Source organism: Gemmiger gallinarum, assembly GCF_014982805.1.
Classification (GTDB): Bacteria; Bacillota; Clostridia; order Oscillospirales; family Ruminococcaceae; genus Gemmiger; species Gemmiger gallinarum.
This window is the reverse complement of sequence record NZ_JADCKC010000003.1, coordinates 648,770-672,631: the sequence shown is the minus strand read 5'-3', so window position 1 is coordinate 672,631 and position 23,862 is coordinate 648,770. Positions and strand designations below refer to the sequence as shown.

At 61.0% G+C, this 23,862-nt stretch carries 21 protein-coding genes; 15 read left to right on the top strand and 6 right to left on the bottom strand.

Annotated features, from left to right (window positions below):
• Positions 1–228: 228 nt before the first annotated feature.
• The 6 genes from INF35_RS12290 to INF35_RS12265 all read left to right on the top strand — a co-directional run bounded on the left by INF35_RS12290 (position 229) and on the right by INF35_RS12265 (position 8,026).
• Positions 229–2,523, top strand: coding sequence for an ABC transporter substrate-binding protein (locus INF35_RS12290; protein ID WP_193502848.1), 2,295 nt, complete (start codon positions 229–231; stop codon positions 2,521–2,523).
• Between the two features lie 412 nt (positions 2,524–2,935).
• Positions 2,936–3,922, top strand: coding sequence for an ABC transporter permease (locus INF35_RS12285; RefSeq protein WP_193502846.1), 987 nt, complete (start codon positions 2,936–2,938; stop codon positions 3,920–3,922).
• 18 nt (positions 3,923–3,940) lie between these two features.
• Complete coding sequence (locus tag INF35_RS12280; protein ID WP_193502844.1) at positions 3,941–5,491, top strand: ABC transporter permease; 1,551 nt, start codon at positions 3,941–3,943, stop codon at positions 5,489–5,491.
• A gap of 148 nt (positions 5,492–5,639) precedes the next feature.
• Positions 5,640–6,653, top strand: a complete 1,014-nt coding sequence (locus INF35_RS12275; RefSeq protein ID WP_407925647.1) for an ABC transporter ATP-binding protein — start codon at positions 5,640–5,642, stop codon at positions 6,651–6,653.
• Between the two features lie 69 nt (positions 6,654–6,722).
• A complete protein-coding gene (locus tag INF35_RS12270; RefSeq protein ID WP_193503015.1) occupies positions 6,723–7,745 on the top strand; it encodes an ABC transporter ATP-binding protein in 1,023 nt (340 codons plus the stop codon).
• Complete coding sequence (locus INF35_RS12265) at positions 7,742–8,026, top strand: hypothetical protein (protein WP_193502840.1); 285 nt, start codon at positions 7,742–7,744, stop codon at positions 8,024–8,026. Before INF35_RS12270 ends, INF35_RS12265 begins: the two co-directional genes overlap by 4 nt.
• 91 nt (positions 8,027–8,117) lie before the next feature.
• On the opposite strand, the gene INF35_RS12260 is transcribed toward INF35_RS12265, so the two are convergent.
• Positions 8,118–8,915 (bottom strand): helix-turn-helix domain-containing protein, encoded by a 798-nt coding sequence (locus tag INF35_RS12260; protein ID WP_193502838.1) that lies wholly within the window; start codon positions 8,913–8,915, stop codon positions 8,118–8,120.
• Between the two features lie 120 nt (positions 8,916–9,035).
• On the opposite strand from INF35_RS12260, the gene INF35_RS12255 reads away from it, so the two are divergent.
• A complete protein-coding gene (locus INF35_RS12255) occupies positions 9,036–10,148 on the top strand; it encodes an ABC transporter ATP-binding protein (RefSeq protein WP_193502836.1) in 1,113 nt (370 codons plus the stop codon).
• Positions 10,149–10,337: 189 nt separating this feature from the next.
• On the opposite strand, the gene INF35_RS12250 is transcribed toward INF35_RS12255, so the two are convergent.
• Both INF35_RS12250 and INF35_RS12245 read right to left on the bottom strand, forming a co-directional pair.
• Positions 10,338–11,705, bottom strand: coding sequence for an MATE family efflux transporter (locus tag INF35_RS12250; protein WP_407925644.1), 1,368 nt, complete (start codon positions 11,703–11,705; stop codon positions 10,338–10,340).
• Between the two features lie 115 nt (positions 11,706–11,820).
• Positions 11,821–12,855: a SpoIID/LytB domain-containing protein gene (locus INF35_RS12245; protein ID WP_193502834.1), complete on the bottom strand. Its 1,035-nt coding sequence runs from the start codon at positions 12,853–12,855 to the stop codon at positions 11,821–11,823.
• Positions 12,856–13,085: 230 nt separating this feature from the next.
• Here INF35_RS12245 and INF35_RS12240 point away from each other — a divergent pair, with 230 nt between their 5' ends.
• Positions 13,086–13,877, top strand: coding sequence for a hypothetical protein (locus INF35_RS12240; RefSeq protein ID WP_193502832.1), 792 nt, complete (start codon positions 13,086–13,088; stop codon positions 13,875–13,877).
• Between the two features lie 65 nt (positions 13,878–13,942).
• Here the strand turns inward: INF35_RS12240 and INF35_RS12235 are convergent, their stop codons facing one another.
• Positions 13,943–14,839 carry a LysR family transcriptional regulator gene (locus INF35_RS12235; protein WP_193502830.1) on the bottom strand — a complete coding sequence of 299 codons (897 nt, stop codon included), beginning with the start codon at positions 14,837–14,839 and terminating at the stop codon, positions 13,943–13,945.
• A gap of 200 nt (positions 14,840–15,039) precedes the next feature.
• Here INF35_RS12235 and INF35_RS12230 point away from each other — a divergent pair, with 200 nt between their 5' ends.
• Positions 15,040–15,789 (top strand): carboxymuconolactone decarboxylase family protein, encoded by a 750-nt coding sequence (locus INF35_RS12230; protein ID WP_193502828.1) that lies wholly within the window; start codon positions 15,040–15,042, stop codon positions 15,787–15,789.
• A gap of 94 nt (positions 15,790–15,883) precedes the next feature.
• Here the strand turns inward: INF35_RS12230 and INF35_RS12225 are convergent, their stop codons facing one another.
• Positions 15,884–17,257: a uracil-xanthine permease family protein gene (locus tag INF35_RS12225; protein ID WP_193502826.1), complete on the bottom strand. Its 1,374-nt coding sequence runs from the start codon at positions 17,255–17,257 to the stop codon at positions 15,884–15,886.
• 39 nt (positions 17,258–17,296) lie between these two features.
• Between INF35_RS12225 and INF35_RS12220 the strand changes: the two genes are divergently transcribed.
• From INF35_RS12220 to phoU, 6 genes are all read left to right on the top strand, one after another.
• The gene (locus tag INF35_RS12220) at positions 17,297–17,470 is read left to right on the top strand and encodes a hypothetical protein (RefSeq protein WP_193502824.1); all 174 of its coding nucleotides are present in this window, start codon (positions 17,297–17,299) and stop codon (positions 17,468–17,470) included.
• Between the two features lie 295 nt (positions 17,471–17,765).
• Positions 17,766–18,707, top strand: a complete 942-nt coding sequence (locus INF35_RS12215; protein ID WP_193502822.1) for a substrate-binding domain-containing protein — start codon at positions 17,766–17,768, stop codon at positions 18,705–18,707.
• Between the two features lie 152 nt (positions 18,708–18,859).
• The gene (pstC, locus tag INF35_RS12210; RefSeq protein WP_193502820.1) at positions 18,860–19,765 is read left to right on the top strand and encodes a phosphate ABC transporter permease subunit PstC; all 906 of its coding nucleotides are present in this window, start codon (positions 18,860–18,862) and stop codon (positions 19,763–19,765) included.
• A gap of 136 nt (positions 19,766–19,901) precedes the next feature.
• Positions 19,902–20,720 (top strand): phosphate ABC transporter permease PstA, encoded by an 819-nt coding sequence (gene pstA, locus INF35_RS12205; RefSeq protein WP_193503011.1) that lies wholly within the window; start codon positions 19,902–19,904, stop codon positions 20,718–20,720.
• Positions 20,713–21,465, top strand: coding sequence for a phosphate ABC transporter ATP-binding protein PstB (pstB, locus tag INF35_RS12200; RefSeq protein ID WP_193502818.1), 753 nt, complete (start codon positions 20,713–20,715; stop codon positions 21,463–21,465). The genes pstA and pstB overlap by 8 nt, the downstream gene beginning before the upstream one ends.
• Before the next feature lie 21 nt (positions 21,466–21,486).
• Positions 21,487–22,161, top strand: a complete 675-nt coding sequence (phoU, locus tag INF35_RS12195; protein WP_193502816.1) for a phosphate signaling complex protein PhoU — start codon at positions 21,487–21,489, stop codon at positions 22,159–22,161.
• Positions 22,162–22,378: 217 nt separating this feature from the next.
• Here the strand turns inward: phoU and gdhA are convergent, their stop codons facing one another.
• Positions 22,379–23,725 (bottom strand): NADP-specific glutamate dehydrogenase, encoded by a 1,347-nt coding sequence (gene gdhA / locus INF35_RS12190; protein WP_193502814.1) that lies wholly within the window; start codon positions 23,723–23,725, stop codon positions 22,379–22,381.
• Between the last annotated feature and the right edge of the window lie 137 nt (positions 23,726–23,862).

Genomic DNA, 23,862 nt, shown 5'->3' with positions numbered 1-23,862 from the left:
AAATTTTCAAATAGCCCAGCTAAATGGTGTGAAAATGACGCGGTTATATTGACATATGGGAAACCTGCTTATATAATTAAAGAATCGGCCAGCTACAACTGTGCGCGATGAGGGAACATCGAACATGGTGGGCCAGGGAAAAGGGCATGCCCTTTTCTGTTCCTGCGGACCCTCCGCAGGAATGATCCGCCACTGGCCGGTAGATAAAAAGGGAGGTATTACAAACACATGAAAAAGGCCAAACAAGTGCTTGCACTGCTGACGGCAGCTGCGATGTGCCTTGGTGTCCTGGCCGGATGCAACAAGACCTCGTCTGATGCGTCCACCAGCACCGGCTCTACCAGCGAAGCCGCAACTGCCGAGACCGCAGGCCACGCCGACGACACCCTGGTTGTTGCCATGACCGGCCTGGAGGGCAAGTTCTCGCCCTTCTTCGCCACTTCTGCTCAGGACAACGACATCATGAACCTGAACCAGCTGGCCCTGTTCCAGACCGACCGTATGGGCGAGATGGTCCTCAACGGCATTGAGGGCGAGACCCGTGAGTACAACGGCACCGACTATACCTACTACGGCCCCGCCGACTGCGTCGTGACTGAGAACGCCGACGGCACCGTTACCTATGACATCACCATGCGTGATGACCTGGTCTTCTCCGACGGCGAGCCCGTCACCATCGACGACGTGATCTTCAGCATCTACGTCTACCTGGATCCCACCTACGACGGCGCTACCACCTGGTACAGCCTGCCCATCGAGGGTGTGGAAGCATACCGCAGCGGTATGTCCACCAAGTCCTCTCTGATCGCTGCTGCCGGCGAGGACAACACCGACTTCACCTACTGGACTCAGGACGAGCAGACCGCTTTCTGGGCTGCTGTCAACGACGGCGGCGTGAAGTTCGCTCAGGAGATTGTTGACTACTGTGTTGCCAACGGCCTGGCTGCCGACTCCAACGACGTTGCCACCGCTGCCGCCAACTGGGCTTACGAGGGCCTGGCTGCCGACGCTACCGCCAAGGACTTCTTCATGGCCATCGGCAACAACTACAACTGGAACTTCAGCCAGATGGAGGCTGAGACCGCCGGTTCCGCTCTGTCCGACCTGATCCCCGAGGATGTCTACAACATGGGCACCGAGGGCGTCACCACCGGTGAGTCTGCTCCCAACGTCAGCGGCATCGTCAAGACCGGTGACTACAGCATGACCATCACCACCACCGAGCTGTCCAACTCTATGGTCTACCAGCTGCAGATCCCCGTTGCTCCTCTGCACTACTACGGCGAGGAGAGCCTGTACGACTATGACAACAACATGTTCGGCTTCACCAAGGGCGACCTGAGCCATGTCCGCTCTGTCACCTCCGCTCCTCTGGGCGGCGGCGCCTACACCTTCAACAGCTACGAGAACGGCACCGTTTACATGGATGCCAACCCGCTGTACTACCTGGGCGAGCCCAAGATCGCTCATCTGAACGCTATCGAGACTCAGGAAGCCGATAAGATCACCGGTATTCAGGCCGGCACCATCGACGTGGCTGATCCCGACTACTCTCTCGAGGTTGAGAAGCAGATCGCTCAGATCAACGGCGGCGACGACAGCCTGGACGGCTCCATCATCACCACCCGTCTGCATGACTTCCTGGGCTACGGCTACGTTGCTCTGGACGCCGAGAACGTCAAGGTCGGCGATGACCCCGCATCCGAGGCTTCCAAGGATCTGCGCAAGGCCATCATGACCGTCATCTCCGCTTACCGTGAGGAGGGCATCACCTCTTACTACGGCACCACCGCTTCCATCATCAACTACCCCATCTCCAGCACTTCCTGGGCAGCTCCCACCGTCACCGATGACGGTTACCAGGTTGCATACTCTGTCGACGTGGACGGCAACCCCATCTACACCGACGGCATGACCGCTGACGACCGTTACGCTGCTGCCAAGCAGGCTGCTCTGGGCTACCTGCAGGCTGCCGGCTACACCGTCACCGACGGCAAGGTCACTGCTGCTCCCGATGGCGCCAAGCTTGAGTACACCGTCAACATCGGCGGCGGCGGCCTGGGCGACCATCCCAGCTTCCTGGTTCTGACCAACGCCTCCAAGGCTCTGGCTGAGATCGGCATCACCCTGACCGTCAACGATATCGCCAACACCGCTGAGCTGTTCAGCTCCTATCAGTCCGGCGCTGCCGAGGGCTGGGTTGCCGCATGGCAGGCCACTCCCGACCCGGATATGTACCAGCTGTACCACAGCCAGGGTTCCACCAACTACTACAAGATCAACGATTCTGATCTGGATGCCCTGATCGAGGCTGCCCGCCAGACCACCGATACCGAGAGCCGCCGTGCCATGTACAAGGAGGCCATGAATATCATCCTGGATTGGGGCGTTGAGTTGCCCGTCTATCAGCGCAGCGAGTGCAACATCTTCTCTTCCGAGCGCATCAACACCGCTACCCTGACCCCGGATATGACCCCGTACTGGAAGTGGTACAGCGATATCCAGACCATGGAGCTCGCCTGATCCGCACAGAGGATACAAAAATTTGGGCAAAGACGCCCGTGACCGATGGCAGGCATCGCGTGTCCCCACGCTGCCTTGCCCCAACGGGCTGTTAGAGCCGATGTAAAAGGCAGATGACCGCCCCTTTGTTTGTGGAAAACATGGGGGCGGTCATTTCATGACTGCCTTTGCCACATTCTACACCGCCGTGTGAATGTGGTTATCCCATTGCCCCGGCGGCGGCATGCCGTCGCCGGGGAAAAGGGATGACCATATTCGGGCGGAAAAACCGCCAAAAACAAGGAAATCCAGAGGGGGAACCGCGGCAAAACCACGGCTGCCCCTTTGCGGTGGTTGCGGCCTCCCCGGCCAAAGCCTCTGAAAAAAACCAAAGTGCGCCTTCGCAGCGCCAAGGAAGGGAAGGGAACCCCCAGTGCGAAATTACATCATCAAACGTGTCCTGCTCTCCATCCTGATCCTGTTCTGCGTCACCTTCATCATTTATGTGCTGATGCGCAGTCTGCCGGCATCTTACGTGGAGACCATGGCCATGCAGCTTTCCCAGCTGCAGGGTGCCAAACCCTATGAGGAACTGCTTGCCCAGCTCAATGCCCAGTACGGCCTGGATCAGAGCATTCCCGTGGGTTATGTCACCTGGCTGGGCGATGCGCTGACAGGCAACTTCGGCGACAGCTGGAAGTGGAACGTCCCCGTCATCACCGAGTTCAAGAACAGCATCGGCCTGTCCATCGTCATGGGCGGCATCAGCTTCATTCTGGAGCTGGTCATTGCCATCCCTCTGGGCATTGTGGCCGCTACCCGTCAGAACAGCCGGGTGGACTATACCATCACCGCCGCTGCTCTGGTCGGCATCTCTCTGCCCACCTTCTTCTTCGCCACCCTGCTCAAGCTGCTCTTCTCGGTCAAGCTGGGCTGGTTTGACCTGTACGGCCTGGTGGGGCGCAATTACGCTCAGCTGGACTCCATGGGCAAGTTCCTGGACATGGCCAACCATCTGGTCCTGCCCATCGCTACCCTGGTCATTGTGTCGGTAGGCTCGCTGGTGCGTTACACCCGTACCAACATGCTGGAAGTCCTTAACGCCGACTACATCCGCACCGCCCGGGCCAAGGGCCTGTCGGAGCATGTGGTCATCTACAAGCATGCCTTCCGCAACACCCTGATCCCCCTGGTTACCATCGTGGGCGGCTCGCTGCCCGGACTCTTCACCGGTGCACTGATCACCGAGACACTGTTCTCTCTGCCCGGCATCGGTTATAACTCCTACCAGTCGATGATCGCCGGTGATATTCCCTTCACCATGTTCTATCTGGCGTTTCTCGCCATCATGACCCTGGCGAGCAACCTCCTTTCCGATATTCTGTACGCCGTGGTCGATCCCCGCGTGCGCATTTCCTGACGAAAGGAGTAATCAATCATGAGCGAAGCCATCAAGAAAAACTCCGCCAATGAGCCGGAGCAGCAGTATTCTTTGAACGATGACCGCCGCGTCAAGGTCCTTTCTCCCGGCGCGATGGTCGCCAAGCGGTTCTTCCGCAACCGTCTGGCCGTGGTCGGCCTGACCATGCTGGTCATCATGTTCCTCTTCTCCTTTGTGGGCGGCCTTATCAGCCCCTACGGTCAGGACCAGCAGTTCTACACCACCACTACCCTGAAAATGGACTATGCCGGTGTTACCGAGAACAAGAGCTACCGTTATACCGTGGCGGACGGCCAGGAGTTCGGTGCTCTGCTGCAGGCCCAGCTGATCGGCGCCATCAATGACGGCGCTGAGGAGTTCACCTACAAGGATGTCACTTATACCGTGGTGGAGGAGGCCCCCGAGGTCTACACCGTCTATCAGGGCAGCACCCTGCTGGTGCTGGCCGCCAAGGACACCTTCACCGTGGCCGACGGCAGTGCGGACCCCGGTTTCCAGCTGCGTCTGGACGCCATCCGCGCCAATGCCAACGGTGAGACGGAGTTCACCTCCGACGGCACCGACTACACCATCGATGAGGACGGCAACGTCATGCAGGCCGGCACCGAGATCGGCTATATCGGCCGCTACGTGGTGTCTGCCTCCAGCGGCAACAACACCGCCATCACCAAGGACTTCCGCGAGCAGCTGGTGGAGGCCATCGAGGCCGACCAGGAGGAGTTCACCTACACCGATGCCAACGGTACCGAGGCGGAATACTTCATCACCTACGATCCCTCCATCGACAGCTGGAAGATCACCCAGATGACCGAGACCCAGATCTATGACCGCTACTCCAGCCCCTCTGCCGAGCACTGGCTGGGTACCGATACCAACGGCATGGACATGCTCACCCGTCTGATGTACGGCGGCCGTGTGTCCCTGGTCATCGGCTTCATCGTTGTTATCATCGCCGGTGTGCTGGGCGTGCTGCTGGGCGGTGTGGCCGGCTACTTCGGCGGCTGGGTGGACAACCTCATCATGCGTATCGTGGATGTCTTCTACTGCATCCCGTCCATGCCCGTCATCATCATCCTGGGCTCTACCATGGACGCCCTGCAGGTGGACCCGCAGCTGCGTATGCTCTACCTGATGCTCATCCTCGGCTTCCTGAGCTGGCCTTCCATCGCCCGTCTGGTCCGCGGCCAGATCCTCTCCCTGCGTGAGCAGGAGTTCATGACCGCTGCCGAGGCCTGCGGCATCAGCGCATGGCACCGCATTGTTCGCCACCTGATCCCCAACGTCATCCCTCAGCTCATCGTCACCTGCACCATGAGCCTGGGCTCCACCATCATCACCGAGGCGACGCTGTCCTTCCTGGGCCTGGGCGTCAAGTTCCCCTTCGCCTCCTGGGGCAACATCATCAACGATGTCAACGACGCCTTTGTCATGACGAACTACCTGTTCATCTGGATTCCCGCAGGTATCTGCCTGCTGGTCACGGTGCTGGGCTTCAACTTCGTCGGCGACGGCCTGCGCGATGCCTTTGACCCCAAAATGAAGCGATAAAGGAGGCCCACGAATCATGGCAAAACACGAAGGATATCTTTCCGCCAAGGAATCGCGGCGCATTTCCAAGGAAAACCGCCGCATCACCAATGAGCTGGAGAAAAAACGCAAGCGCAAGAACGTGCCCGAGGAGGAGTACACCACCCGGATGCACAATGAAAACAACGCGGTGGAGTTTGACAATCTGCACACCTATTTCTATACCGATGCCGGTACCGTCAAGAGCGTGGACGGCGTCACCTTCGACGTGCCCATCGGCAAGACGGTGGGTGTTGTGGGTGAGTCCGGCTGCGGCAAGTCGGTCACCAGCCTGTCCCTGATGCAGCTGCTGCAGCGGCCCCAGGGTCAGGTGGTGGAGGGCGAGATCCGCCTCAACCTGGGTGACGGCAAGGCCTACGACATCGCCAAGATCCCCGCCGAGAAGATGCAGAAGCTGCGCGGCAACTACATCTCCATGATCTTCCAGGAGCCCATGACCAGCCTGAACCCGGTGTTCCGCATCGGCCAGCAGGTGGACGAGGTCATCGCCCTGCACGAGGGCGAGGGCAAGACCAAGGATGAGATCAAGGCCCGCACCATCGAGATGCTCAAGACCGTCGGCATTGCCAACAGCGAGGGCGTCTACGCCATGTACCCCCATGAGCTTTCCGGCGGTATGCGCCAGCGTGTCATGATCGCCATGGCCCTGGCCTGCAACCCCCGCATCATCATTGCGGACGAGCCCACCACTGCCCTGGACGTGACCATCCAGGCCCAGATCCTGGACCTGCTGCGCAACCTGAAGGACCGCATCAACTCCTCCATCATGCTCATCACCCATGACCTGGGCGTCATTGCCGAGACGGCGGACTACGTCGTCGTCATGTACGCCGGCCGCGTGGTGGAAAAGGGCACCGTGGAAGAGATCTTTGCCCATCCCGCTCACCCCTACACCATCGGTCTGATGGCATCCAAGCCTGTGGTGGGCAAGCAGGTGGACAAGCTCTACTCCATCCCGGGCAAGGTCCCCAACCCCATCGACATGCCCAACTACTGCTATTTCAAGGACCGCTGCGAAATGTGCGTGGAAGGCTGCGACGGCGCATATCCCTGCGAAGTCAGCCTGTCGCCCACCCACAAGGTCAGCTGCTACCGTTATTACGACAAAAAGGGGGCAGAATAAATGAGCACCAACAACACCAAGGAAAATGCCCCCAAGTACCAGAAGGGCAACGACCAGGATTACGCTTCCATGTACAAGAAGGGCAGCAATCTGGATTACACCCCGGTCACCTATGACCCGCAGTATATCCTGATGGTCAACCACCTGCGCAAGTACTTCCCCATCAAGGGCGGACTGGTCAGCCGCACGGTGGGCCAGGTCAAGGCGGTGGACGGCGTTACCTTCAACCTGCGCCGCGGCTCCACCATGGGCCTGGTGGGCGAGTCCGGCTGCGGCAAGTCCACCACCGGCCGCACCATCCTGCGCCTGAACGGCGAAAAGACCGGCGGCCAGGTGCTGTTCAACGGCCAGGAGATCTACGATCTGGACGCCAAGGCCATGCATGCCCTGCGTCCCAAGATGCAGATCATCTTCCAGGACCCCTTCTCCAGCCTGTCTCCCCGTCTGCCTGTGGGTGAGATCATCGGCGAGGCCGTCCGCGAGCACAAGCTGGTGCCCAAGGCGGAGTTCAACGACTATATTGACCAGATCATGGACAAGTGCGGCCTGCAGCCCTTCCACAAGGACCGCTACCCCCACGAGTTCTCCGGCGGCCAGCGCCAGCGTATCTGCATCGCCCGCGCTCTGGCCCTCAACCCCGAGTTCGTCGTCTGCGACGAGCCGGTCTCTGCTCTGGACGTGTCCATTCAGGCCCAGATCATCAACCTGCTCAAGGATCTGCAGGAGCAGTTCAACCTGACTTACCTGTTCATCTCCCACGACCTGAGCGTGGTCGAGCACATCTCCGATACGGTGGGCGTCATGTACCTGGGCAACCTGGTGGAATACGGCGAGACGGAGGATATCTTCCGCAACCCGCTGCATCCCTACACCAAGGCTCTGTTCTCGGCCATTCCCATTCCCGATCCCACCGTCAAGCGGGAGCGCATTGCGCTGGAAGGCACCCTGCCTTCTCCGGCCAACCCGCCCAAGGGCTGCAAGTTCCATACCCGCTGCAAGTACTGCACCCAGCGCTGCAAGGAGGAAGCTCCTGTTCAGCGTGAGATTGAGCCCGGCCATTATGTGGTCTGCCATCTGTATGACAACAAATGAAAAAGCATGAACCCTTTGAGGACGATGGACGAACCATCGCCGACATGAGCGGCGTGGAGATGCCCTCTCTGTTCCTTCCCCGCAAACCCCGGCAGCCCGGTCAGGACAATACCCCCCGGGAAACTTCCGGCCAGGACCGCCCCTGGGAGGAACAGGAGGAGCTGACCGCAGGACAGAAATTCTGGGTCATCCTGGGCGCACTGAAGGCGGCACTGCTTATCGGCAGTGTCTACCTGGTGGGGCTGGGTCTCATCATTCTGCTCATGGTTCTGTTCTGGTAACAGGCAAAAACACAGCAAAACAAGGCGGCTCCGGTGCATCCCTGAGTGGGATGTGCCGGGGCCGCCTTGTGCTTTTTTGGCAGAGTCCGGGTCAGAGGTAGATTTCGTTGGAGCGGTTGGGCAGACGGACGGAGGGGCCGGGGGCGTTGGAATCCCGCCAGGCGGCGGGGCTCTGGCCGGTCTCCCGCCTGAAGACCCGGCAGAGATAGTTGGCGCTGGAAAAGCCGCAGAGGGCGGCGATCATGTCCAGGCTGTACTCCCGTTCCAGCAGAAGCAGCTTGGCCGCCTCGATGCGGGTGGCGGTGAGGTATTTGCCGGGGGAGACTCCCATCTCCGCCGAGAAGGTGCGCACCAGATGGCACTTGGAGACCCCCAGCTGACGGCTGAGCTCTTCCACCCCGTACAGGCCGATGTAGTTGTCCCGGATGGCGGCCACCGCCTCGGCCACCAGAGGGCTGAGGCGGCGGATGGCCTCGTCGGCGTGGGAAAGCTCACACAGCAGGGCGTAGGCCCGCTGGCTCTGCTCGGCGGTATCGGCGGGGTGGGCGTCGCACAGGCGGGCCAGCAGCTCGGCGGCCCCGGGGCAGAGGGCGCCGTCGGCAAAGCGGGGACGATCCAGGTTGGCGGCGAAAGCATCGGCGGCCAGCCCGGTGAGGCGCACCGCCAGCAGGTGGCAGTCCTCGATGGGGGACAGGGTGACGGCGCCGCCGCAGAGCAGCAGATCCCCCGAGGCACCTGCTGCGTCGTAGCCGCCGGTACCTTCTGCCTGGCACCGCCCGCTGGACAGGATGCCCGCCCACAGGCCGGGTCCGGGCAGGGTGACGGCGCTGTCCCCGGAAAGTTCCCGCACCTCGGCCACGGCGCAGCAGCGGTTCCAATCAAAAATCAATTTCTGGCCCTCCATATCAATAAAGTGCTATATCTTTTTCAAGAATAAGCTGTTATTATAGATTTGTCAAGAAAAACAGCCCACAAGGGCATCAATAAATTGCAATGGAGGTACATCGCAATGGCAAGTATCAGCTGCCGTCATATTTACAAGATCTACCCGGGCAACGTCACCGCCGTCAAGGACTTCAACCTGGAGATCCAGGACAAGGAGTTCGTCGTTTTCGTCGGACCTTCCGGCTGCGGCAAGTCCACCACCCTGCGCATGGTCGCCGGCCTGGAGGAAATCTCCAAGGGCGAGATGTACATCGGTGACCGCCTGATCAACGATGTCCCCCCGAAGGACCGCGACATCGCCATGGTCTTCCAGAACTACGCTCTGTACCCCCATATGACCGTCTACAAGAACATGGCTTTCGGTCTGGAACTGCGCAAGATGCCCAAGGACGAGATCGACAAGCGCGTCCGTGAGGCTGCCAAGATTCTGGAGATCGAGCACCTCCTCGACCGTAAGCCCAAGGCTCTGTCCGGCGGCCAGCGTCAGCGTGTTGCTCTGGGCCGCGCCATGGTTCGTAACCCGGCGGTCTTCCTCCTGGACGAGCCTCTGTCCAACCTGGACGCCAAGCTCCGTACCAGCATGCGTACCGAGATCATCAAGCTGCACAAGCGCCTGGCCACCACCTTCATCTACGTTACCCATGACCAGACCGAGGCCATGACCATGGGCGACCGCATCGTTGTCATGAAGGACGGCGTCATCCAGCAGGTCGATACCCCGCAGAACCTGTACGATTACCCCTGCAACATCTTTGTCGCCGGCTTCATCGGCAGCCCCCAGATGAACTTCATGGACGGCACCCTGGAGAAGAACGGCAGCACCTACACCATCGATCTGGCCGGCACCAAGCTGCCTCTGCCCGCTGAGAAGACCGCCGACGGCAAGCTGGACGCTTACGTGGGCAAGACCCTCAAGGTCGGCATCCGTCCCGAGGATATGAAGGACGACGAGGAGTTCCTGGCCAAGCATCCCGACACCAAGCTGGAAGCTGAGGTCGAGGTCTCCGAGCTGATGGGCGCTGAGATTTACCTCTACCTGACCTACAAGGGCCAGAACATGATGGCTCGCGTGGCTCCCACCTCCAAGGCTCGCCGCGGCGACAAGGTCACCGTTGCGCTGGATGCCCACAAGATCCACCTGTTCGATCCCGAGACCGAACTGACCATCCTCAACTGATTGATCGTCTCCTGAATCATACACGCAGGGGCAGTCCCGCTTTGACCGGCGGGGCTGCCCCTGCGTTTGCGAAAATAGCATTTTGTCAAAAAACACAGAAAAATACCGTCCGTATAATACGCTCTGTATAAAACGGACGGTATTTTTCAATTTGAAATCTACTTTAAATTGCTGTTACCGGCAGGAAGATCAATGGAGATTCTGCCTTGCCTGGGCTCCGCCGCCGGGGACCGGCAAGGGACAATGGGCCAGATACCAGGCAAACAGGGCGGAACTGATGCTCCAGGTCAGGGGATAAGCCCAGAAGATGACGCCGATGTCGGGGATCAGGCGCAGCACCACAGTGATGTAGGTGATGCGCAGGGCGCACCAGACAGCCAGCATGACGACCATGGGAACGGTGGGACGGCCCAGACCGCGGAGGATGCCCGCGCAGCAGTGGCTGAAGGCAAGCAGGCAGTAGAAAAGGGCGACGGTGCGGGCCTGCTGCACACCGAAGGCAACCACGTCCGGCTCGTTGTTGAAGGCGCCGATGAGCAGGGGAGCCAGACCGAAGATGGCCAGACCGATGCCCTCCGCCAGCAGGGGAGAGGTGATGAGGCCGAAGCGCATACCCTTGCGCACCCGGTCCAGCTTGGCGGCGCCGATGTTCTGGCTGACGAAGGTGGCCAGCGCCATGGAGAAGCAGGTCACCGGCAGAAAGGCGAAGCCCTCGATCTTGCTGTAAGCGCCGCAGCCTGCCATGGCCTGAGCGCCGAAAGAGTTGATGTTGGCCTGCACAATGACGTTGGCCAGGGAGATGACCGAGTTCTGCACGCCGGAGGGCACGCCCTGGGCCACCACCGCCCGAAGGGTGGCGGCGTGGAAGCGTACCTGCCTCCAGCGGACGCCGTAATCCTCCTGGGAGAGGGTCAGCTTGCGGAAAGCCAGAAAGGCGCTGGCCGCCTGGGAGATGATGGTGGCCAGGGCAGCGGCCCCCACGCCGTAGTGGAATACGCCGACGAAGAGCAGGTCCAGCACCACATTGAGCAGAGAGGCCGCGATGAGGTAATACATGGGGCTGCGGCTGTTGCCCACCGACTGCAGGATGCTGGCGCCGATGTTGTAAAGCACCACCGCCGTGGAGCCCAGGAAGTAGACCCGGAAATAGACCACCGAGTTGACAAAGACATCTTCCGGGGTGCCCATCCAGCGCAGGATCTGGGGGGTCAGAATGACGCCCAGCACGGTCAGCGCCACGCTGGCGGCGATGCCCAGCGCCACGGTGGTGTGCACCGTCCGCTTGAGAGCTTCCGAGTCCTTGGCGCCGTAATGGCGGGCAATGAGCACGCCGGCGCCCAGGCTGACGCCGTTGACGAAACCTGTCAGCAGGAAAATCAGGCTGCCGGAGGAACCCACCGCCGCCAGAGCGTTGCCGCCCAGAAAGTTGCCCACAATGAGGGAGTCCACCGCATTGTACAGCTGCTGGAACAGATTGCTGAAGAAAATGGGAATGGCAAACACCAGCATTCCCCTGGCTACACTGCCTTCGGTCAGGGAGACCTGTCCTTTGAACATCCTATCCATCCACACCTTATTTATAGAGTTGAAAAAAGAGTCACAAAATCAATGGTAGTCCGTGCGGGGACAGTTGTCAAGTGAAAGCTTGCAGCAGAAAGAAAACCCCTCTCTTTCAGGCCAGGTCGTCGGTGGAGCCCAGCTGGGTGCCGGGGAAATAATAGGAGAGGATCTCCTTCCAGGAGGCGCCCCCGGCGGCCATGGCCCGGGCGCCCTCCTGACTCATGCCCACCCCGTGTCCGTAGCCCCGGGTGGTGACGGTGAACTCCCCGTCCTGCCAGGCAATGGCAAAGCAGGCGGACCGCAGGCTCAGGGCGGAGCGCATGTCGGTGCCGGAGACACTCTGCCCGCAGATCTGGATGGTATCCACATAGCCTGCCTCATCCCAGACGGTGTCGCCCACCCAGGTGTCGGGATTGCCGGTCACATCGATGCCCAGATAGGCATACATGGCGTCGGATACCTGCTGGGCGTCGTACTGGACGGAGACCTCAAAGTCCTGGGCGTTTTTGTCCCAGGAAGAGTCCACCCCCTGTAAGTAGGGCAGAGTTTCCACCCACACCCGCTGGCTGGCCTGGGTGTGCCCGGCACTGATGGCATGGTAGCAGGCGGCGGCGGGCGCGCCGTCGTAGAGCACCAGATCGTACAGTACCTCCTCCGCCAGTTGAGAGAGATGTTCCCACCGGGTCTGGAAGTCCTCCCCCCAGCGGCTTCGCAGCACCTCGTCCGTGGTCCAGCCGCTGCACTGGGCGCTGTTCACGGTGATGGCGGCGTCGCTCTGGTCGCTGTGCTCCAGCTGGTAGAGCGCCCAGCTGTGGCTGGCCACCATCTGGGCCAGGATGGCGTCGTCGGGCCAGTCGGGGGGCATCTCGCAGGCGGCGGCGCCGATCAGGTACTCGGCGGCGGGAACACTGACGGCCTCCCCGGCGGCGTCATCCCACAAAAGGATGGCCTGGGGCTCGGCGTGAGGCGTGTCCTCCGGGGCGGGGGCGTCCTCTTCGGCCTCTGCTTCGGAGGACGAAGCGTCTGTGAAATTTTCTGCCTCCTCCGGGGGAGCAAAGACGGGCAGCAGGCACAGCAGGGGTGCTGCGGCGCAAAGAATCAACAGTACAACGGAAAGAAAAAGAGTACGCTTGACGGCGGTTTTCATGGCAGCCTCCGGGACAGGCCGGTCTTGCAATTTGCCGCCCGCACAGGTAGAATAATAGAATACCCCCGGCAAGGGAGATTTTCGCTCGCGGCAAGGGGCCGCAGACGGAACCTCCCCCTGACTGCCGGGCGAACGGACGGCAGGGCGTGTCCTCTTGCTATCAATGTATGCGCCGTCCGCCGCGATTATGCCGCCGGACTCCCGGGAGTCCCCGGCGTTGGGAGGAAACTATGAGCGATTCCATTACAGCCGTGGTTGGAGCCGTCCTCTGCATGGTGCTGGGGGCTATCCGGACTGCGGATCTGATCTTTTTTGTGGACCCCGCCACCGGCTTTGCGCAGGTGGGGGAGGCCTGGTACCGCTATCTGGCGGTGCTGGCCGGGGTTGTGGTTCTGTTTGTCATGTCCCGGCGGGCGCATGCCAAGCCGGCGGCCCTGCTGCGGAGCAAGGCGGCGCTGGGCAGCTGTATGCTGCTGGCCGGAGGCCTGATGGTGGAAAGCGGCGTCAGCACACTGCTGGCACGCTCCGACGCTTTCGTCATGCCCAGAGGAATTTCGCTGGTGATCAGCGGGGCCTGGTTGGCGGTGTTTGGCCTGCAGTCCTTTCTGGAACCGCCCAAAAAGCCGCTGCCGGTGGTGTTCGGCCTGCCCATGCTGGCGGCGCCCTTCTGGCTGACGGTGGAGCGCTTCGCCATGGAACCGGCCTCGGTGGCGCGCATGAACCACATCTTCGGCGTGCTGTCCGCGGTGGGGGCCCTGTGTATGGCCGACCTCCTGCTCAAGGTGGTGTTTGCCCCCAAGTCTCCCATGGGCCGCAGCATGTTCTTTTACGGGCTTACGGCCTTTCTGCTCTGCACCTGCCTGGGCTTTCCCCAGGTGGTGCTGGAGTTTGCTGCCGGCACGGCGGACCTGCTGGATCTGGTGCAGGCCGGAGCCCTGGCCATGCTGGGGCTGTGCGGTCTGGTCTGCGCGGCCTACTCCACCGGGCGCCAGCTGCCCAGCGTCAAACACGAAAGCCTGTGAAGGACTTTCCCGAAATCATAAAGAAAGCGCCCCGGCCTCCCTGTGAGGTTCCGGGGCGCTTTTTGTCAGTTTTGGGGCGGAAATTCAGCCCAGAAGCTCCGGGCAAATTCCAGAAATTTGGCGGCGGCGGGACCAAAAGGCTGATGCCGCTTCCAGGCAAAAACGGTGGAGGCAGTCATGGGCGGGTCCAGGGGCCGGACACAGAGCTGGGTGCGGTCCAGAAAAGGCAGCGAACCTTCGATGGTGACGGCAATGCCCATGCCCCCCGCCACCAGAACGGCGGCGTTGGTGCTCATGTTGCTGGTAAAGGGGACATCCAGCCCGTCGTGGCGTTCCCCAAACCATCTGGCCACCTCGCTGCGGACCCGGGGACGCTGGGGCAGAATCAGCGGCCGGGCGGCCAGATCTTCCACCGTCACGGCGGATTTTGCCGCCAGCGGGTCGTCGGCGGGCATGAGGGCGATCCATTGTTCCCGAACCGGCAGCCGGATGAACTCGTATTTCTCCACATCCACCGGCTCCAGCAAAATGCCTGCATCCAGAAGCCCGCGGTCCATCCGCTCCTTCACATCGTCGGCGGTGCCGCTGTAGAGAGTGTAGTCCACCAGGGGATACCGCAGCCGGAAGGCCTGAAACAGCCGGGGCAGAACCCGCACCGCCTCCAGCTCGCCGCTGCCCAGGGCTACGGTGCCTGCCAGCGTCTCATCCTGCAAGGCCAGCTCCTGCCGGGTCTTGTCCACCAGCTCGGAAATCTCCTCGGCCCGGCGGCGGAGCAGAAGACCGTCCGGGGTCAGAGTGATATGCCGGGTGCCCCGCTCAAACAGGCGGGTGCCCAGCTCCTCCTCCAGTTGGGACAGCTGCCGGCTGAGGGTGGGCTGGGTGATGTGCAGCACCTCCGCAGCCCGGGTGATGCTCTCCTCCCGGGCGACGGCCAGAAAATATTGCAGGACACGCAGTTCCATGGTGCAGGACCTCCTCACAGCCGGTTGCTTATTCTTATTATAGATGCCGCCGGGGCCGCTGTCAAAGCAAACCATGCCTTTTGCGCATGACAGGATATGGAAAGCGGGCATTTTACAATGGTGGGGCGGGGCGGTACAATAAAGACAGAAAAACGGCGGAAGAAACGCTGTCCCGCCGAAACAAAGGAGAGTGCTTGTATATGACACGGAGCGAAACGGCACACGAGAAGGACGATGCCTGGTTTGGGGGAGAGGCTTTTCACGGCTGCGGCCTGGACCCGGAGTTTGAACAGATCGCCAAAACGTTTTTGCTGGGAGACGTGGAAAACCGCGGCTGCCTGACCGACGTACAGCGGGCGCTGGTGACGGTGGCGGCCCTGACGGCCACCCAGTCACTGCAGCACATGGAGCAGTATCTGCGGGCCGGGCTTAGGATGGGAGCCACGGCGGAACAGCTGCGGGAGACCATCTACCAGTGTGCGCCCTATGTGGGACTGGAGCGGGCCCTCTGTGCTCTGGAGGCGGCCTCCCCGGTGCTGATGGAGTGCACCGGCGAGGCGGAGCCCAACACCCGTGTCACCGAAAGCGACCGCTTTGAAAAGGGGCTGGCGGTGCAGCAGCAGCTGTTCGGGGCGGAGAACATCAACAAGATGCGCGTCGCCGCGCCCGATGAACTGCGCCACATCCAGGACTATCTGTCGGCCCACTGCTTCGGGGATTTCTATACCCGGGGCGGGCTGGACCTGGCCACCCGGGAGCTCATCACCTTCTGCGCCATCAGCTGCCTGGGGGGCTGCGAGCCCCAGGCCACCAGCCATGCGGCGGCCAACCTGGGCATCGGCAACGGGCGGGAGCTGCTCATCGACGCAGTGACCCAGTGCCTGCCCTTCATCGGCTTCCCCCGCACTCTCAATGCTCTGGGCTGCATCGACGCGGCCTGCCGCAAATAACAGCATCTGATACCTTATTATAATAAGGAAGGCCTCCCGGCCGGACGCAATGTCCCAAAGCCGGGAGGCCTTTTTGTTTTTGCAGGGGGAACGGTCAGATGCGCAGGCTGGCGCCCTCACCGGTGCCGTCTCCGTCGTCGAACTCGTAGTCATTGCCGGGCAGGATGGCATTGAGCAGGATGCCCAGGATGGCGGCAATGGCCAGACCGGACAGGTTGACGGAAATGCCCAGGACCGAGAAGGTCAGGCCGCCCAGAGAGTTGAAGCCCAGGGCGCTGACCAGGATGACCGCCGCAATGATGAGGTTGCGGGAGTTGGTCAGATCCACCTTGTTCTCCACCACGTTGCGGACGCCGATGGCGGAGATCATGCCGTACAGAACAAAGCTGATGCCGCCGATGATGCCAGCGGGGATGGTGTTGATGATGGCCTCAAACTTGGGGCAGAAGCTGAGCAGAATGGCGAAGCAGGCGGCCAGGCGGATGACCAGGGGATCGTAGATCTTGGTCAGGGCCAGAACGCCGGTGTTCTCGCCGTAGGTGGTGTTGGCGGGGCCGCCCAGCAGGCCGGCCATGGTGGTGGCCAGGCCGTCACCCAGCAGGGTGCGGTTGATGCCGGGGTCACGGATATAGTTCTTGCCGGTGGTGGCGCTGATGGCGGCAATGTCGCCGATGTGCTCCATCATGGTGGCCAGGGCGATGGGCATGATGGTGAACAGGGCGCTGATGAACTCGGGGCTGCCGTCAATGGCCAGCAGACCGGTGGCCTCGGCCTTGATGGGGAAGCCGAACCAGCTGGCCGACGAAATGGCGGTGAAGTCGATCTGGCCGGTGATGAGGGCGACGATATAGGACGCGATGACACCCAGCAGGATGGGCAGGATCTTGATCATGCCCTTGCCCCAGATGTTGCAGATGATGACGACGCCCAGAGCCACAATGGCCAGCAGCCAGTTGGTCTCACAGTTGGAGATAGCGCTGGGGGCCAGGATCAGGCCGATGGAGATGATGATGGGACCGGTGACGATGGGCGGGAAGAACCGCATGATGCGGCGGATACCGAACACCGAGATCAGGCCGCTGACCAGTACATACAAAAGGCCCGAAAAAGCCACGCCGGCGCAGGCGTAGGACAGCATTTCGGTGTTGGCGATGGTGGCTTCACCGTTGGCGTCGGGCAGCATGGGGGCCACGATGGCAAAGCCGCCCAGGTAGGCAAAGGACGAACCCAGGAACGCGGGGACCTTGCCCTTGCACAGGAAGTGGAACAGAAGCGTGCCCAGACCGGCGCACAGCAGGGTGGTGGAGACGCTCAGACCGGTGATCAGCGGGACAAGGACCGTCGCGCCGAACATGGCGAACATATGCTGGATGCCCAGCACCAGAACGCGGGGCGTGCCCAGCGTGCGCGCGTCGTAAATACCCTTGGAGTAATCGATGGGCGCGGTGTTTTTGGATTTCTCACTCACAAAAAATTACCTCCTAACCTTTTTCCCCGGCGGCGCGCCATGGCAAAAAAAGAAGCCCTGCATCCTGAAAACGGAAAAGCAGGGCCGAAAGCCGTTGCAATAGCAAAGAAAAAAGACAATGCGTCCAGAAAATGCTGCCGCAGCATAGTCCGGATTTCGTGCATGGCCTGTCCCTCCGCTCTTGTGACCGGCGCGCTGCCGGATTCTTTATAAGACTATACCACAACTGTCCCTGTGTTGCAAGGCGGAACCCGGCTTTTGAAACTGTCAAATGCCGGAAATGTAAAATTCCTGTGCGCCCGGCGGGGCAAATTTTGCACGGTCTTTACACTTTGCGGCTGTGGATTACCGCAATTTTACATCGATTGTACCGGCGCATGGTCGATAACGGGGCTTTGCCGCGATACAATAGAACCGTTCCGAGCGAAAGGAACAGGGGCGGCCGGGTGGCCGCCGAGTCTACACAAAACAGCCGTACAACGGCGAAAAAAGGGAGAAGAAATTACTTATGAAACGTATCGTTGCGACTATCTGCGCTGCGGCTATGGCTCTGAGCCTGGCTGCCTGCAGCACCACCGACAGCAGCTCTTCCGCTTCCACTGCTGACCAGAGCAGCTCCGCTTCCACCTCCAGCTCTGCTGCTACCGAGGAATCCGCCGACAGCGACTTCGACAACAGCCAGAAGATCTCGGTCGTTACCCGTGAGGATGGCTCCGGCACCCGCGGCGCGTTCATCGAGCTGACCGGCGTTGAGACCGACGAGGGCGACATGACCACCGTCGATGCCCAGCAGGCCAACTCCACCAACAACGTCATGACCTCTGTTGCCGCCGAGGAAGGCGCCATCGGATACATCTCCCTGGGCTCTCTGAACGAGACCGTCAAGGGGATCGCGGTGGACGGCGTTGAGCCCACGGTTGAGAATGTCAAGAACGGTACTTACACCATCGCCCGTCCCTTCAACATCGTCACCAACGGCGAAGTCAGCACTCTGGACGAAGTTTCTCAGGACTTCATCAGCTACGTGATGTCCGCTGAGGGCCAGGCTCTGATCACTGAGGAAGGCTACATCGGCGACGACGCCGCTGAGAGCTACACCAGCACCCAGCCTTCCGGCAACATCGTGGTCGGCGGTTCCTCCTCTGTCTCTCCTGTCATGGAGAAGCTGATCGAGGCTTACGCCGAGGTCAACCCCAACGCCACTGTGGAACTGCAGACCTCTGACTCCACCAACGGCGTCAACTTCGCTCTGGACGGCACCTACACCATCGGTATGGCCAGCCGCGAGCTGAAGGACAGCGAGGTCGAGGCCGGCGCTGTGGCTACCGTGCTCGCCATGGACGGCATCGCAGTGGTCGTCAACAACGCCAACCCCATCACCAACATCACCATGGACAATCTGCGCGCTGTCTACACCGGCGAGCTGACCACCTGGGCTGACGTTCAGTAACAGAAAATCGCTCCTTTCCAGGGAGCTGCAGTGAAATGATGCCGGGCGCGCGCCGCTTTCTCGATCACGGGTTACGGAGCTGCCCGGTTTGCTGCGCAAAAAATCATTAAAAATCGCACCTGTATGTTCTTCAATCTTAGCGAGGTATCGGTATGGAAAACAATGCTGCGGCCGCCGCGGTAAAGGCAGGCGGAACGTCCAAATGGAAAGAAAACGGCATGCGGATCCTGTTTCTGGCATGTGCGTGCGTGTCCATCTGCGCAGTTGCGCTGATCTGTATTTTCCTGTTCGCAAACGGTTTGCCCACCATCTTCAAGATCGGGCCCCTCAACTTCCTGCTGGGGACCGAGTGGAAACCCTCCGCGGACATTTACGGCATCTTCCCCATGATCATCGGCAGCATCTACGTCACGGCCGGTTCCCTGGTCGTCGGCGTGCCGGTTGGTATCCTGACGGCGGTATATCTCTCCCGTTTCGCCGGCAAGAGGACCAAGGCGCTGCTGATGCCCGCCATCCAGCTGCTGGCCGGCATTCCGTCGGTGGTCTACGGCTTCTTCGGCGTCATGGTGCTGGTGCCCTGGGTGGCACAGCTTGCCAAGCCTTTTGACGGCAGCGGCATGAGCCTTTTCACTGCCAGCCTGCTTTTGGGCATTATGATCCTGCCCACCATCATCACCGTTTCCAAAACCTCCCTGGACGCAGTGCCCGAGAGCTACTACGAAGGCAGTCTGGCTCTCGGCGCTACCCATGAGCGCAGCGTTTTCTGCATCCTGCTGCCCGCCGCCAAGTCCGGCGTGCTGTCCGGCGTTATTCTGGGTGTGGGCCGTTCCATCGGCGAGACCATGGCCGTCATCATGGTGGCCGGCAACCAGCCCCGTATGCCTCAGGGCCTGTTTGAGGGCCTGCGCACCATGACCAGCAACATTGTCATGGAAATGGGCTATGCTGCCGACCTTCACCGTGAAGCTCTCATCGCCACCGGTGTTGTGCTGTTCGTCTTCATTCTGCTGATCAACTTCTGCTTCAGCCTCGTCAAGGGAGGAAAAGAACATGCCTGAACTCAGCATCAATGCAAACGGGCGCGTCACCACAGGCAGTGATCTGACCGCCAGCCATCCTACTACCCTCAATCGCAGCGGACGCGGCAGGGACCCCTACCGCAACCGCACCGGCGCCCGGGTCTTTTCCACAGCCATGCGCTGGCTGGTCCGTCTGGCGGCCCTGTTCACTGCCGGTATCCTGATCTTCCTGGTGGGCTATATTCTGGTGCGGGGCATCCCCAACCTCAAGCCCTCCCTGTTTGAATGGACCTACAACTCCGACAACGTTTCTCTTATGCCGTCGCTCATCAACACCCTGCTGATGACGCTGCTGGCACTGCTGGTTGCCACCCCTTTGGGCGTCTTTGCGGCCATCTATCTGGTGGAGTACGCCCCCCGCGGCAGCAAGCTGGTCAAGGTGGTCCGTCTGACCGCCGAGACGCTGCAGGGCATCCCCTCCATCGTCTACGGCCTGTTCGGCATGCTGTTCTTTGTCACCCAGCTGCACTTCGGCCTGTCCCTTCTGTCCGGCTCGCTGACGCTGGCCATCATGATCCTGCCCCTCATCATGCGCACCACCGAGGAATCTCTCATGTCGGTGCCGGATTCCTACCGGGAGGGCAGCTTCGGCCTGGGCGCGGGCAAGCTGCGCACCGTCTTTGCCATTGTGCTGCCCCCGGCTATGCCCGGCATCCTGTCCGGTGTCATCCTGGGCACCGGCCGTATCGTGGGCGAGACCGCCGCGCTGCTGTACACCGCCGGCTCCGCCACCAAGATCGCGTCGGGCGCGGATTTCCTGTTTGACTCCACCCGTACCCTGGCGGTGCATATGTACGTCCTTTCCAGCGAGGGTCTGCATGTGGGCGAGGCATTTGGCACCGCAGTGGTCCTGCTGGTGCTGGTGCTGGCCATCAATGCCGTCTCCAGCCTGATTGCCAGAACATTGACGAAAGGAACTCAGAACGATGGATAAGTTTGAAGTCAAGGACCTGAACCTGTATTACGGCGCCTTCCATGCACTGAAGGGCGTCAGCATGGATATTCCCGAAAAAGAGATCACCGCATTCATCGGACCTTCCGGCTGCGGCAAGTCCACCTTCCTCAAGACCCTCAACCGCATGAACGACCTGGTGGAGGGCTGCCGCATCACCGGCGACGTCAAGCTGGACGGCGTGGACATCTACAAGGACAAGCTGGACGTCAACGTCCTGCGCAAGCGGGTGGGCATGGTGTTCCAGAAGCCCAATCCCTTCCCCATGAGCATCTACGACAACATCGCCTACGGCCCCCGAACCCACGGCATCCACGGCAAGGCCGAGCTGGATGAGATCGTGGAAAAGTCTCTGCGGGGCGCAGCCATCTGGGATGAGGTCAAGGACCGGCTGAAAAAGTCGGCTCTGGGCCTGTCCGGCGGTCAGCAGCAGCGTCTGTGCATCGCCCGCGCTCTGGCCGTGGAGCCGGAGGTGCTGCTCATGGATGAACCTACCTCCGCCCTGGACCCCATCTCCACCTCCCGTGTGGAGGAGCTGGCCATGGACCTGAAAAAGGACTACACCATCGTCATCGTCACCCACAATATGCAGCAGGCCGCCCGTATCTCGGACAAGACGGCATTCTTCCTGCTGGGAGAGCTGGTCGAGATGGGCCCCACCGAGCGCCTGTTTGCCAACCCTTCCGACAAGCGCACCGAGGATTACATCTCCGGCCGTTTCGGCTGATACAGAAGGGAGTTTTGAACTATGGGATACAGCAGCCGCAAGGTTTACGACGCAGAGCTGCTTGAGCTGGACACCATGCTGGCTCGCATGGGCCATGCAGCGGGCGGCGCTATCGGCAACGCCCTGCGTGCTCTGCGGGAGGGCGATGTGGAGCTGGCCCGCAGCGTGGTTGCCCGGGACAGCGAGATCAACGCCGTGGAGCGGGAGATCGAGCATCGCTGCCTGACGCTTTTCCTGCGTCAGCAGCCGGTGGCCAGCGACCTGCGCAAGGTGTCAACTGCACTGAAAATGGTCACCGACATTGAGCGCATCGCCGACCAGGCTTCCGACATTGCCGAGATCGTGCTCCATCTCAAGCTGGACCGCGCCCAGGCTGTGGGCGTTCTGGAGGACATCTATGAGATGGGGGACCTGGTCCACCGCATGGTCAAGGACGCCATCGGCGCATACGTCCAGGTGGATCTGGACGCCGCCGCCAAGGTCATCCGCAAGGATGACAAGGCCGATGCCTTCTTCAGCCGCATCAGCGACGAGATCGCTTCCTACATTGCCGCCCATCCTCAGGATGCAACCACTGCTTTGGATCTGTTCATGATCACCAAGTACCTGGAACGTCTGGGCGACCACGCCGTCAACGTGGCCGAGTGGGTCGAGTTCCTCAAAACCGGCGTTCACAAATCTCAGCAGATCGTCTGACAGTCGGTTTTTGCGGGGACGGCGGGGCATTCCCCGCGCGCCCGCACTGAACATACCATCCTCTTATTTTCCAGATACCGCTTTCGGGGCGTCCGGCCAAAAGGCCGGGCGCCCCGAGAGTTTTTTGCGGGTTTTCGATCCGGCAAACAGAAAACCGCCGCCCCGGCACAGCCCGGTGCGGCGGTTTGTTTTATGGATTCATCTCAGGCAGGGCAGATCAGACGATACCCTGGGACAGCATGGCGTCGGCTACCTTGGTGAAGCCGGCGATGTTGGCACCGGCAACCAGGTTGCCCTTCATGCCGTAAGCCTCGGCGGCGGCCGCGGCGTTGGCGTAGATGTTCTTCATGATGCCGTGCAGCTTGCCGTCCACCTCGTCAAAGGTCCAGGCAAGACGCTGGGAGTTCTGGCTCATTTCCAGGCCGCTGGTGGCGACACCGCCGGCGTTGGAAGCCTTGGCGGGAGCAAACAGCACGTTGTTGGCCTGCAGGTAAGCCACAGCGTCGGGAGTGGAAGGCATGTTGGCGCCCTCGGCCACTGCATAGCAGCCGTTGGCCACCAGAGCCTTGGCACCCTCGAGAGGCAGCTCGTTCTGGGTGGCGCAGGGCAGGGCGATGTCGCAGGGGACAGTCCAGATGCCGGCGCTGCCCTCCACGTACTTGGCGGAAGGAACGTAATCCAGGTAGGTCTTGATGCGGGCGCGCTTGACTTCCTTGATCTCCTTCATGACCTTGTAGTCGATGCCGTTCTCGTCCACAATGTAACCGTTGGAGTCGCTCATGGCGATGACCTTGCCGCCCAGCTGGGTAGCCTTCTGGTTGGCGTAGATGGCCACGTTGCCGGAACCGGAGATGACCACCTTGGCGCCGTCGAAGCTCTTGCCGTTGGCCTTGAGCATCTCGTCGGCGAAGTAGCACAGGCCGTAGCCGGTAGCCTCGGTGCGGGCCAGGGAGCCGCCGTAGGGGATGCCCTTGCCGGTCAGAACGCCCACAAAGCTGTTGGTGATGCGCTTGTACTGGCCGAACAGGTAGCCGATCTCGCGGCCGCCCACGCCGATATCACCGGCGGGCACGTCGCAGTCGGGGCCGATGTGACGGTACAGCTCGGTCATGAAGCTCTGGCAGAAACGCATGACCTCGGCGTCGCTCTTGCCGTGGGGGTCAAAGTCGCTGCCGCCCTTGCCGCCGCCCATGGGCAGACCGGTCAGGCTGTTCTTGAAGACCTGCTCGAAACCAAGGAACTTGATGACCGACAGGTTGACGCTCTTGTGGAAACGCAGGCCGCCCTTGTAGGGACCGATGGCCGAGTTGAACTGAACACGGTAACCGCGGTTGACCTGGACCTTGCCATTGTCATCCACCCAGGGCACGCGGAACATGACGACGCGCTCCGGCTCTACAATGCGCTCAATCAGGCCGTTTTTCTCCAGCTCAGGGCGGGCCTCAACGACCGGCTCCAGGCTTTCCAGAACTTCATCCACCGCCTGCAGGAATTCCTTCTGCTCAGCGTTGCGCGCGGCCAGGCCCTCATACACACCGGCCAGGTAAGCGTTCTTGATCGACATAGTAACACACTCTCCCTTTTTCGGCGATGCACCTTCCCGTTAATGGGGGCTGCACCGCACTTGATTTGCTATTTGCTTACGCCAGTTTCTATGTTACCACCGGATCGAGCCCTGCGCAAGAGAAAATCACAAAAAAT